Origin of the sequence: Kitasatospora sp. MBT63 (genome assembly GCF_000710465.2) — a bacterium.
Taxonomy (GTDB): Bacteria; Actinomycetota; Actinomycetes; order Streptomycetales; family Streptomycetaceae; genus Kitasatospora.
The window spans coordinates 1-11,616 of sequence record NZ_JAIZ01000255.1 but is presented as its reverse complement, the minus strand read 5'-3'; the positions used below and the strand labels follow the sequence as shown (position 1 = coordinate 11,616).

General features: G+C 75.9%; 12 protein-coding genes. 7 read left to right on the top strand and 5 right to left on the bottom strand.

What is annotated here, in order from left to right; translation table 11 throughout:
* On the top strand, positions 1–716 hold a 716-nt coding region (locus AA75_RS16240; RefSeq protein ID WP_033820751.1), incomplete at its 5' end, for a TerD family protein.
* 19 nt (positions 717–735) lie between these two features.
* Here the strand turns inward: AA75_RS16240 and AA75_RS16235 are convergent.
* Complete coding sequence (locus AA75_RS16235; RefSeq protein ID WP_033820750.1) at positions 736–1,644, bottom strand: GNAT family N-acetyltransferase; 909 nt, start codon at positions 1,642–1,644, stop codon at positions 736–738.
* A 243-nt stretch (positions 1,645–1,887) separates the two neighbouring features.
* Between AA75_RS16235 and AA75_RS16230 the strand changes: the two genes are divergently transcribed.
* From AA75_RS16230 to AA75_RS16215, 4 genes are all read left to right on the top strand, one after another.
* On the top strand, positions 1,888–2,736 hold the full coding sequence (locus AA75_RS16230) for a DUF692 domain-containing protein (RefSeq protein ID WP_051812551.1): 849 nt from the start codon (positions 1,888–1,890) through the stop codon (positions 2,734–2,736).
* The gene (locus tag AA75_RS54000; protein ID WP_063794369.1) at positions 2,729–3,157 is read left to right on the top strand and encodes a hypothetical protein; all 429 of its coding nucleotides are present in this window, start codon (positions 2,729–2,731) and stop codon (positions 3,155–3,157) included. The genes AA75_RS16230 and AA75_RS54000 overlap by 8 nt, the downstream gene beginning before the upstream one ends.
* A gap of 66 nt (positions 3,158–3,223) precedes the next feature.
* Positions 3,224–4,258: a TIGR04222 domain-containing membrane protein gene (locus AA75_RS16220; RefSeq protein WP_051812548.1), complete on the top strand. Its 1,035-nt coding sequence runs from the start codon at positions 3,224–3,226 to the stop codon at positions 4,256–4,258.
* Between the two features lie 81 nt (positions 4,259–4,339).
* Positions 4,340–5,110, top strand: coding sequence for a TIGR04222 domain-containing membrane protein (locus AA75_RS16215; protein WP_033820749.1), 771 nt, complete (start codon positions 4,340–4,342; stop codon positions 5,108–5,110).
* A gap of 24 nt (positions 5,111–5,134) precedes the next feature.
* Here the strand turns inward: AA75_RS16215 and hemQ are convergent, their stop codons facing one another.
* The 4 genes from hemQ to AA75_RS16195 form a co-directional block, all read right to left on the bottom strand.
* On the bottom strand, positions 5,135–5,848 hold the full coding sequence (gene hemQ / locus AA75_RS16210; protein ID WP_033820748.1) for a hydrogen peroxide-dependent heme synthase: 714 nt from the start codon (positions 5,846–5,848) through the stop codon (positions 5,135–5,137).
* Positions 5,845–7,341: a protoporphyrinogen oxidase gene (hemG, locus tag AA75_RS16205; protein WP_051812546.1), complete on the bottom strand. Its 1,497-nt coding sequence runs from the start codon at positions 7,339–7,341 to the stop codon at positions 5,845–5,847. Before hemG ends, hemQ begins: the two co-directional genes overlap by 4 nt.
* Before the next feature lie 52 nt (positions 7,342–7,393).
* Complete coding sequence (locus tag AA75_RS16200; RefSeq protein ID WP_033820746.1) at positions 7,394–9,043, bottom strand: leucine-rich repeat domain-containing protein; 1,650 nt, start codon at positions 9,041–9,043, stop codon at positions 7,394–7,396.
* A 92-nt stretch (positions 9,044–9,135) separates the two neighbouring features.
* The gene (locus AA75_RS16195; RefSeq protein ID WP_033820745.1) at positions 9,136–9,900 is read right to left on the bottom strand and encodes an SDR family NAD(P)-dependent oxidoreductase; all 765 of its coding nucleotides are present in this window, start codon (positions 9,898–9,900) and stop codon (positions 9,136–9,138) included.
* Between the two features lie 123 nt (positions 9,901–10,023).
* On the opposite strand from AA75_RS16195, the gene cutA reads away from it, so the two are divergent.
* Complete coding sequence (gene cutA, locus AA75_RS16190; RefSeq protein ID WP_033820744.1) at positions 10,024–10,347, top strand: divalent-cation tolerance protein CutA; 324 nt, start codon at positions 10,024–10,026, stop codon at positions 10,345–10,347.
* A gap of 334 nt (positions 10,348–10,681) precedes the next feature.
* Positions 10,682–11,616, top strand: a 935-nt coding sequence (locus AA75_RS16185) for a DUF4349 domain-containing protein (protein ID WP_206743441.1), incomplete at its 3' end; no start/stop codon positions are given.

The following is an 11,616-nucleotide window of genomic DNA, read 5'->3' as shown; positions in this document are numbered from 1 at the left end:
CGACCTTCGGCAAGGGCTCCCGGGACTGGGTCAAGGGCAAGCCGCTGACCCTGGTCGACGGCGAACAGCTGGTGGAACTGCTGCACCAGCACGGCCTGTCCGGCCGGCTCGGCGCCCGCCCCGGGACCGCCGGTGCCGCGCGGCCCCGCGGCGTCCCGGCCCGGGCGGCGCGGGCCGAGCCGCTGGCGCCCGGGCAGAACGTCGTCCTGCCCGACGCCGACCTGGCCGAGCTGTCCGTCGTGTTCGGCGCCGCCGGGGCCGAGGCCGACCTCACGCTGCTGCTGCTCACCGCCGACGGCACCGTCCGCGGCGACCAGGACTTCGTCTTCTACCACCAGCCGCGGGCGGCCGGCGGCGCCGTGGTGCTCGGCCCGAAGGGGACGTCCGGCGGCCTCGCGACCGAGACCGCGACCATCCGGCCGCGGTCGCTGCCGGCCGCGGTGCAGCGGGTCGCCGTCTCGGTGAACATGGACACCGATGCGGGCACCGACTGCGGGCAGCTGCGGGACGCCCGGCTGGAGGTGCGCGGCGCCGCCGGTACCGGCTGGACCTTCACGCCGCCCGCCGACCCCGGCATCTCCGCGATGCTGGTCGCCGAGGTCTACCGGCACCGGGCCGGCGCCGCCGACGAGGTGTGGAAGCTGCGCGCGGTCGGCCAGGGCTGGTCCGACGGCCTGGCGGGCCTGGCCCGCGCCCACGGCGTGGAGATCGAGTAGCCGGAGCCGCCCGACACCGTCAGGAGGCGAGGTCCCGGACGTGCTTCAGCTCGCCGGCGCAACGCCGGTAGCCGAGCCAGGCGTTGATCGCCAGCATCGGCCCGTTGGTGCCGTCGTTGCTGGTGTACGCCGCGGTCAGGCCGGCCGCGCGGGCCCGGTGCAGGGAGTCCAGCTTGGCGAGCTTGGCCAGGCCCCGGCCGCGGAACTCGGGACGGGCCGCCGTGAAGGCCGACCAGTACCGGGTGGCGCCGTCGGTCTGCACCGCGCTGAGCGCCGCCGGGACGCCGTCCGCCACCGCGACCGTGGTGAGCGCGCGGTCGAGGTCCGGGCGGCCCCAGACCTCGGCGAGCCACTCCTCGTACGGCTGGGCGTCCAGCCGCAGGTCGCCCGGCTCGTCCAGGGACCCGGCCACGTCGATCAGGTACAGCGGGTACGGGTCGGCCAGGAAGGCGTCCGCGGGGCGCAGTTCGACGCCGGGCGGCGGCGGGGTGAGCGGCGGCAGGCCGGCGGTCAGGTCCAGGTGTCCGAAGTAGGCGACGCGGCCCGCGCGGTAGCCGTACCGGGCGGCGAAGGCCAGGTCACCCGGCCGGTCGTCGACCCAGCCGTGCGCCTGGGTGGTGCCCCCGGCCCGCAGCACCTGCTCGGCGGCGGCCAGCAGCGCCGCCCCGGCGCCGCGGCGGCGGTGCTCCGGCACCACGCTGACGTTGAGGAAGGCCTGGTGCGGGGTGACACTGTCGGTCAGCTCGCCGAACCTGGCCGAACCGACGACCAGACCGTCCGACTCCGCGACCAGCAGGTGGTAGTGCGGGCGGGCGGCCAGCCAGCGGACCACCTCGGGGGTGGAGATCAGATGCGGCCGGCCGGCCTGGTGGGCGGCGGTCGCCGCGACGGCGTCGGACGGGCGGAAGGCACGGACGGTGACAGTCATAGGCGGGCCACGTTAGCCACTCCGGGGGCCGGGCGCCGCTGAAATATCCGGGGTCCCACGGAAAGCTCAAGTTCAGCTCTGAGATTGCCGGGGACGGGTTGGCAGTGGGCCCCCGGGGATACACCCTCAGCATCAGGGCGGGCGCGCGACGGAGCCCCCCGCCCGGGCCGGTACCTTTGCCCTTCTTCCCTGTCTTTCCTCTCCCATGCCGTTTCGGCAGCACCTCCGGAAGGAGGCGTCACCATGACAGACCGCACCGCGACCGCGGCTGCGACCGCACCCCGGCTGGGCGTCGGCATCGGCTGGCGGTCCGAGATCGACACCGTGGTGGAGCGGCTGCCCGGCCTCGACTGGGTCGAGGTGGTCGCCGAGAACATCTGCGCCGGGCACCTGCCCGAGTCGCTGACCGCACTGCGCGCCCGGGGCGTCACGGTCGTCCCGCACGGCGTCTCGCTCGGCCTCGGCGGCGCCGAGCCGCCGGACCGCACCCGGCTGGCCCGGCTGGCCGAGGTGGCCGAGGCGGTCGCCGCGCCGCTGGTCACCGAGCACCTGGCGTTCGTCCGGGCGGGCGGCCTGGAGGCCGGACACCTGCTGCCGGTGCCGCGCTCCCGGGAGTCGCTGCGGGTGATCGCGGAGAACATCCGGATCGCCCAGCAGGAGCTGCCGGTGCCGCTGGCCCTGGAGAACATCGCCGCCCACCTGCGCTGGCCCCAGGACGAGTTCACCGAGGGCGAGTTCCTCGCCGAACTGGTCGAACGGACCGGGGTCCGGCTGCTGGTCGACGTCGCCAACCTGCACACCAACCGGGTCAACCTCGGCCTCGACGTCAGTGCCGAACTCGACCGGCTGCCGCTGGAGGCGATCGCCTACGTCCACGTGGCCGGCGGCATCGAGCGCGGCGGCGTCTGGCACGACACCCACGCCCATCCGGTCACCGCACCGGTCCTGGAGGTGCTGGCCGAACTGTGCGCCCGCACCGCACCGCCCGGCGTCCTGCTGGAGCGGGACACCGACTTCCCGCCGCCGGCCGAACTGGCCGGCGAACTCGACGCCATCCGCCGGGTCCTGACCCAGCAGGTGCAACATGTCTGAGCGCGACGAGTACGTGCTGCGCGGCGGCGACGGCGAGGCCGACCCCGAACTGCTGATGGCCCGCGCCCGGCTCGCCCGGCAGCAGACCGACCTGCTGGCCGCCCTCGTCGCCGACGGCCCGGTGCCCGACGGCTTCGACCCCGAACAGGTCCGCACCCAGGCCGAGGGCCTGGCCGCCAAGCGCCGGGACACCGTCGCCCGGGTGGCCCCGGACCTGGCGGCGATCCTCGGCGAGGCGTACGACCCGCTGTTCCGCCGGTACGCGCGGCAGCACCGGCAGAGCGGCGGCTACCGGGCCGACGCCCGGGCGTTCGCCGAATGGGCGCTGACCGCCGAGCCCGCGACACCGTGGCGCGGCGCCCTCACCCAGTGGCTCCGGCCGGCCGGCACCGGGCGGCTGCGCCGCCGCTTCGGCCGCTGAGCCGGGCCGGCCCGCCGGCCGGCCGCAGCACCACCTCACGACCCATCCGACGGGGGACGACACACCATGTGGCACACACACTTCCTCATCGCCTGCGCCCTGGTGGCCGTGGGCATGATCTGGACCTCCACCGCCCTGCGGCGGATGCGGCGGGTCCCCAACCCGCAGGGGCTGCCGGGCCGCGGCCTGGCGCTGTTCGACGCCGCCTTCCTGGCCGGGGGGCCGGGCCGGGTCGCCGACACGGCGATCGTCCGGATGGAGCGCGAGGGCCGGATCGTGGTGTCCCGCGACCGGACCGTCACGATCACCGACCCGGCGCCGCGCGACGCGGTGGAGGCGGCACTGATCGAGGCGGCCGGCCCGGCCCGGCGCCTGGACCTCGACGCGCTGCGCCGCAAGGTCGCCCGCGCGGACGCGGTGCAGGAGATCGGCGACCGGCTCGCCGACCGGGGCCTGATGCGCCGTCCGGACCTGCACCGGGCGGTGGTACGGGCCCGCCGCTTCTGGCTGCTTGCCATGGCGGCCACGGTCGTCCTGGCGGTCATGGCCTCGTTCGCCTGGATCGACCGGATCTCCGAGGAGAACGACTTCTCCTTCCCCCCGTTCCCCGCGTTCGCCGTCCTGCTGATCGTCGGTCTGATCGGTCTGGTGTCCACCCGGCCGGGCCGGGCCCGGATCACCCCGGCCGGCAAGCGGCAGCTGGCGCTGATGCAGCAGGGCGCGCCCTGGCAGCCCCACGACACCGGCTCCACCTCGACCGCGGACCTGCTGCTCTTCGGCGGGGTGGCGCTCGGCGGGGCGGCGGTGCTCGGCGACGACGTACTGCGCCAGAGCCTGCTGCCGCGGATCGGCTCGCCCTCGGCGGGTTCGTCGGACTCCTCGGGCTCCACCTGCTCGACCGCCGTCTGGTGCGGCAGCAGCTCGGACTCCGGCTCCTCCTCCAGCAGCTGCGGATCGTCCAGCAGCTGCGGCTCCAGCAGCAGTTGCGGCTCGTCGAGCAGCTGCGGGTCCTCCTCGTCCAGCTGCGGATCGTCCAGCAGCTGTGGCTCCAGCAGCAGTTGCGGATCCAGCTGCGGCGGTGGCGGCGGCTGCGGGTCCTGACCGGGACGGTTCGGTCACAGTTCGGTATCGCGCTCCGGGGTTGTGTTCCGCCGGTGTCCCGGACCGGAATACAACAGCCCCATGTGGCTGCTCCTGCTGATCCCCGCCTGCGTCACGGCCGTCCTCTCCTGCCTGCGGCTGGTCCGGGTCGCCGCCACCTTCGGCCCCGACCCGGACGGCCCGGCGGACGCGAGCGGGCGATCGGCCGGCGTCGGCCTGTACGAGACCGCGTACCTGGCCGGCGGGCCGACCCGGGTGGTCGACCTGGTACTGGTGCTGATGGCGGCCCGGGGCCGGCTGCACCTAGCCCACACCGGCTGGACCACCGTGGTCGACCCGCAGGGCCGCAGCCGGCTGGAGCGGGCGCTGATCGGCTCGGTCGGCCGCGACGGCCAGTGCCGGACCGCCCGGCTGCGCACGGCGCTGGCCGGGCACCCGACGGTGCTGGAGATCGGCGAACGGCTCGCCGTCGCCGGGCTGGCGACCCCGCCACGGGTGCGCGAGGCCACGGTGCTGGCGGTCCGTCAGGTCAGGACGGCGTTCCTGGCGGCGCTGGCCCTGCTGGCGGTGGCTCTGCTGCTGGGCGGGCCCGGGACGGCGGGGCCCGCGGCGGCCTGGTTCGCGCTCCCGCTGGTCCTCACCGGCGGGACGCTGCTGATGGCCCGGGTCGACGTGCACCCGTACACCCGGTGGGCCGCACCGGCCGGACAGCGGGTGCTGCGGGCCGCGCGGCTGCCGCAGCAGCACGGCGGACCGGTCGACGACGCCGAGCGCGAGCTGCTCACAGCGGTCGCCATGGTCGGCCCGCAGGCCGTACCGGACGCGCGGCTGCGGGCGGCGCTGCTGCACTGAGGCCGGCGCCGCCCGCGACGGCGGTCAGGCCAGGCCGGCCAGCAGGTCGGCGACGGGCTTGCGGCGGCCGGTGAAGAACGGCACCTCCTCGCGCACGTGCAGCCGGGCCCGGGACGGGCGCAGGTCGCGCATCAGGTCGACGATCCGGTGCAGCTCGTCCGCCTCGAAGGCGAGCAGCCACTCGTAGTCGCCGAGCGCGAAGGAGGCCACCGTGTTGGCCCGGACGTCCGGGTAGCCGCGGGCCATCATGCCGTGCTCGGCGAGCATCGCCCGGCGCTCCTCGTCCGGCAGCAGGTACCACTCGTAGGAGCGGACGAACGGGTAGACGCAGACGTAGTCGCGGGCCCGCTCGTCGGCCAGGAACGCCGGGATGTGCGACTTGTTGAACTCCGCCGGGCGGTGCAGCGCCATGTTCGACCAGACCGGCTCCAGCACCCGGCCGACAGCGGTGCGACGGAAGCGGTTGTACGCCTCCTGGAGGTCGTCCGAGTTCTCCGCGTGCCACCAGATCATCAGGTCGGCGTCGGCGCGCAGCCCGGAGACGTCGTAGGTGCCGCGCACCGTCACGTCCTTGGCGTCGAGCTGGGCGAACAGCTCGTCCACCTCGGCGGCCAGCGCGGCCCGGTCCTCGGGCAGCTCGCCCTTCAGCTTGAACACCGACCACATGGTGTAGCGGATGACCTGGTTGAGGTCACGGGCCTTCTTCTTCACGGGCTGGTCTGCAGTGGTCTCAGTCATGCGTCCATTCTCCCTTCACCGTGCGGGGTGCCCCGCACGGGGTCGGCGGCGCCGCCGGCGCCACCCAGCTCGTCGACGGCCCGGCGGGCACTGGCGATGCAGGCCGGGATGCCCACCCCGTCGTACACGGCGCCGCACACCGCCAGCGCCCCCGCGCCCGCCACCGCGGCCCTGATCCGGGCCACCCGGTCCAGGTGCCCGACGGGGTACTGCGGCAGGCCGCCGCCCCACCGGGTGACCGCCGTGTCGTACGGCCGGGCGCGCAGGCCCACCGCCCGGTCCAGGTCGGCGAGCGAGCGGGCGACCAGTTCCCCGTCCGGCAGGCCGAGCGCCTGCTCCTCGCGGTGGCGGCCGAGCGAGGTGCGCAGCAGGAAGGCGTCGGGTGCGGCGCGCTCCAGCCAGCCCCACTTGTTGGAGGAGAACGTGGCGGCCTTGATCGCACGGCCGTCCACCGGGGGCACCAGGAAGCCGCTGCCGGTGAGCGGGCGGTCCAGCTCCGCGCGGTGGAAGGCCATCGTCACCAGGGCCATCCCGGCGTACTCCACCCCGGCCAGTTCGGCGGCGGCCGCCGGGACCTCGGCCCGCAGCAGGGCGGCGGCCTGCGGCGCGGGGACGGCCAGCACCACGGCGTCGGCGGTGAACTCCTCCTCGCCGGCGGTCACCCGCCAGCCGTCCGCGGTCCGGGCCAGCCCGGACACCGCGGTGCCGGTGCGCAGGTCGGCACCGGCCTTGCGGCAGTACGCGGCGACGGCCTCCGGGAGGGTCCCGATGCCGCCGCGCAGCCCCTGGAACACCGGGCCGGCGGCCCCGCCCGCGGCGTGGGCCCGGCCGAGCAGCCGGTGCACGCCGTCGACCAGCGGACCGCCGTCCCGGGCGGCGGCCAGCAGCTGCGGGACGGCGGCCCGCAGCGAGATCTCGTCCGAGCGGCCGGCGTAGACCCCGCCGAGCAGCGGCTCGACCAGCCGGTCGACCACCTCCCGGCCGAGCCGCTCGGCGACGTAGCGGCCGATGGCGGTGTCCTCGCCGAGCTCCGCCGGGACGTCCCGGCCGGCCCTGGCCAGGCCTTCGGCCGAGAGCACACCGGAGGCGGCCAGGGCGGCCAGGTCGCCGGGGACCCCCATCAGCTGGCCGGCCGGCAGCGGGCGCAGCTCCCCCCTGGTCCACACCGCGGCCTTTGCGGTGGTCGGCGGCTCCAGCTCCGCGTCCAGGCCCACCAGGCGGGCCAGCTCGACCGCCTCGGGCCGCCTGGCCAGCATCGACTCGGCGCCGAGATCGACCCGGACCCCGCCGACCAGGCCGGACATCAGCTTGCCGCCCAGGTGCCCGGACGCCTCCAGGAGGGTCACCCGGGCCCGGGGGGCGCCGCCGGGCGGCCCGCTCAGGAAGGCGGCCGCGGCCAGTCCCGCGATGCCGCCGCCCACGACCACGACATGAGGCACGGCAGGCGGCAGGACGGGCGGCACGACAGGGGGCACGACATGAGGTTCTGCCATGCCCGGAAGTCTTCCAGGTCTTACGGACCGGCCACGAACCAGCCCGGGCGGCTCACTCCCGCAACTGCGACCGCAGCAGGGGGAAGACCGTGCGCACCCGCTCGGCGGTGCGGTGGTCCAGCCGGGTGCGGCGCAGGTCGGCGGCTTCGAGGTGGCGCAGCGCGAAGAAGGACTCCGGCAGCGTGGTGAGTTCGTTGAAGGACAGGTCGAGCCGGCGCAGGCCCGGCATGGCGGCGAAGGCGTCGTCGGGCAGGGCGGTGAGGGCCGGCCGCAGGATCCGGCCGCCGTTCTTCTTCTCGCCCCAGCGGTCGATCTCCAGGTGCTCCAGCGTGGTGATGCCCCACACGGCGTCCAGCAGCGCGTGGTCCGGTTCGGGCTGGAAGGTCCAGGGGGTGTGGCCGCTCAGCCGCAGGACCCGCAGGTGCGGCAGCCGGGCGAGGTCGGGCAGCCGGTGGAGGCCGGCCGAGAGCGAGCCGCGCAGGTCGAGGTGGACCAGCCCGGTCAGGGCCAGCAGCGCGTCCGGGACCTCGGTGAGCCAGGTGCGGGCGAGGGACAGCTCGCGCAGGCCGGTCAGGGCGGTCACCGGCAGCGGGAAGGCGACCGGGTCGTCGTACCCGCCGGGCTGCAGGGCGGACAGGTCCAGCTCCCGCAGCGCGCCGAGGCCGGCCAGGGCCTCGGGCACCGCGCAGCTCAGGTCGGCCGCGCGCAGCACCTCCAGCCGGGCGAGGGCGCCGAGCCGGTCGGGCAGCGCCTCGAAGCGGTTCCCGGAGATGTCCAGCACCCGCAGCTCGGCCAGGTCGCCGACGGTGTCGGGGAGCCGGCGCAGCCCGGTGCCGGAGAGGTCGAGCTCACGCAGGGCGGTCAGGGTGCCGAGGCGCGGGTCGAGGTCGCCGAGGTCCGGGTTGTCGGACAGGTCGAGGGAGCGCAGCGCGGGGAAGCGGAACAGCTGCGCCGGGAGTCCGCGCAGCTTGCGGCCGGAGAGGTCGAGTTCGGTGATCTCGCCGGCGCGGACGAGCAGGGCGTCCAGTTCGTCGAGGGCGGCGAGGTGCGCGGGCCGGACGCCGGGCCGCAGCACGGTCCGGCCGGCCCGCAGCTCGGCGGCGGTGCGGCGCAGGTCCACGTCGCCGTCGGCGTCCAGCAGGGCGGGCAGGACGACCTGGTCCAGCTCGTCGTCGGTGAAGTCGACCGGGCGGTCGGTGCGGTGGGGGTCGGCGGCGAGCAGCGCGGCGGGCTGCTCGCCGAAGGACATCGAGAAGTACAGGCCGCTGATGACCACCGGTGCGGTGGTGCGGCCGCCGACCACCAGCAGGCCGCCGTCGTCGCCGTAGCTGCCCTGGACGCCGTCGGCGGCGGTCAGATCGCCGCGGACCACCACGTTGGGGCAGCCGGAGAGCAGCACCGCACGGGCCGTCAGACCGCCGGTGACCAGCAGGAAGTTGCCGCCCGCCGAGTCCCACCAGTCCAGCGCGCCGCCGACGGTCAGGTCGCCGTCGACGATGACGTTGTACGGGACCCAGTCGCCGTCGCTCTCCGCCGCCAGGTCGCCGGGGACGGCGAGCCCGCCCTCGTAGAGGCGGATCTCCTGCTCGTCGGCGAACTCCCGGAACGGGTACTCGACCTCGGCCGAGACCTGGAAGCGGGCCTCGGCCTCGTCCGCGCCGATGATGCGGTAGCCGGGCGCCGCCGTGCCGTGGGTCGTCATGCCGGGGATGCTAGTGCCGCACACCGACAGCCCGGCGGGCGGGCGGACAGCCGGACAGCCGGGCAGGCAGGAGGGCGGGCGGGCTCCGCGGTCTAACGGCCGAGGACCGCGCCGCCGTTGAGGCCGATGACCTGGCCGGTCAGGTAGCCGGCGTCGGGCGAGGCGAGGTAGCCGACGGCGGCCGCGACGTCCGCCGGGGTGCCGGCCCGGCCGACCAGGGTGTCGGCGACCTTGCCGGCGTGGAACTCCGGGGTCCAGCCGGCGCCGAAGATCTCGGTGTCGGCGACGTACCCGGGGGCGAGCACGTTGACCGTGACACCGTCCGGACCGAGCTGCCTGGCCAGGCCGAACGCCCAGCCGTGCAGGGCCGCCTTGGCCGCCGCGTACGATCCCGCCGAGTGCGGGCCCGCCCCGCCGCGCTGGGCGGCCGCCGAACTGATCACCACCAGCCGGCCCCCGGGCCGGCGCAGCGCACCCTGCAGGGCGCTGGTGAGCAGCACCGCGGTGAGCAGGTTGGTGTCCAGGTCCCGCCGCCAGGAGTCGGCGAGGGCGGCGAGGGTGTCGTCGGCGGGCGGGGTGATGATCGCACCGGCGTTGTTGACCAGGACGTCGACCGGTCCGAGCGCCCGGATCCGGGCGGCCGCGGCCTCCACCTGCCCGGGGTCGGTCAGGTCGGCGGGGACGGCGAGGGCCGTACCGGGCCCGGTGAGCCGCCCGATCTCCCCGGCGGCGCGCTCCAGCGGCTCCGCACGGCGGCCGAGCAGCACCACCCGGCAGCCGTCCTCGGCGAGCCGGCCGGCGATGGCCCGCCCGATCCCGCTGCCGCCACCCGACACCACTGCCAGCCGCTCGGTCATCCCTGCCCCCGGTCCACATCGACGGACGATCATCTGCCCGGCAGCGTAGACCGGCCGCGGTGGCGGGGTCCGGCGGACGGACGGAAGGAGACCGGGACCACCCGGGGGTGCCAGGATCGCGGTATGACCGACGTGCTGACCGTGACGACCACCACCGACAGCGCGGAGTTCGCGGCCGCGCTGGCCCGCTCCGCAGTGACCGCCAAACTGGCCGCCTGCGCCCAGGTGGACGGCCCGATCACCTCCGTCTACCGGTGGCAGGGCGAGCTGGAGACGGCACGGGAGTGGCGGGTGGTGCTCAAGACCACCGTGGCGCGCTATCCGGAGCTGGAGGCGCACCTAGTGGACGGCCACCCGTACGACACCCCGGAGGTCCTGGCGACGCCGGTCACGGCGGGCAGTCCCGGCTATCTGGCGTGGGTGGTGGAGCAGACGGCGCGCGGCTGAGCCCGCCCGCGGCCCTCGCGGCGACCAGCTCCCGGACCCGCCCGGCCTCCTCCCCACGCCCCCCGCGGCCGCCCGCGAGGTGGCGCGCCGGCGCGGTGCGCGGCCTGACCGATCGCCATCCGGTCGGCCTGGAGCGCGAGTCCGGTGAACAGTCCCCCGCTGATCTCGTCCACGCCGCCGTTCTACATCCGAACGCGTCCGGTACGTGACCGGGTTGGGACCAACCGACGGGATCCTGCGGGGAGGCGGCTGCGTCGAACCCGCAGTACGCGCCCACGGCGGGCGCGGCCGAGAACAACGGGGAGGGCCTGGAATCGTGACGGGACGAAGAATCGTGGCAGCCGTGGGGGTCGCGGCGGTGCTCCTGCTGAGCGGCTGCTCGGCGGACTCGGGGAGCACGAAGTCGGCGACGGGCGACCGGGCGGCGGCGCCGGCCGTGGCCGCCCCGGGCGGCGGGCAGCCGGCCGCGGCGGACGGCAAGGCGCCGGCCGACGCGAAGCAGTCCGGGGGCGGCGCGGCGCAGGCCCCGGCGGTGGACCCCAAGCACATCGAGTACAAGGCCCAGTTGAGCCTGGAGGTGAAGGACGTCGGCCGGACGGTGACCGCGGCCACCGACGCGGTGCAGGCGGCCGGCGGCTACGTCGGCAGCCAGTCGGTGTCCGCCGGCGACGCCCAGCTGACCCTCAAGGTGCCCTCCGCCGGGCACCAGCGGATGCTGGACCAGCTGGCCGCGCTCGGTACCAGGACGCTCCGGCTGACCAGCCAGGCCGAGGACCTCACCCAGCAGATGGTGGACGTCGACAGCCGGGTGAAGACCCAGCAGGCGAGCGTGGACCGGGTCCGCGCGCTGATGGCGGACGCCAAGACGCTGGCCGAGGTGGTGTCGCTGGAGAGCGAGCTGAGCCGGCGCGAGGCCGACCTGGAGTCGCTCAAGCGCCAGCAGCAGGAGCTGTCGGCGCGGACCTCCTTCTCCACCATCACGCTGGAGCTGCACACCGAACGGGCGCCGGCGCCGGAGCCCGCCGCGAAGAAGAGGACCGGCCTGGCGGCCTCGGTCGGACACGCCGCCGCGGGTGGCTGGCACGTCCTGGTGCTGCTGGTCCAGGGGCTGCTGGTGGCGCTGGCGGCGGTCGCGCCGTTCCTGCTGGTGGCCGTGCCGGTCGGGGTACTGGTCCGGGTGCTGCTGCGGCGCCGTGCCGCGCGCCCCGCCGCCGTGCGGGCGGCCGCCCCGGTCCGGGTGACGGGCGCCGGCCCGTGGGCCGCTCCGGC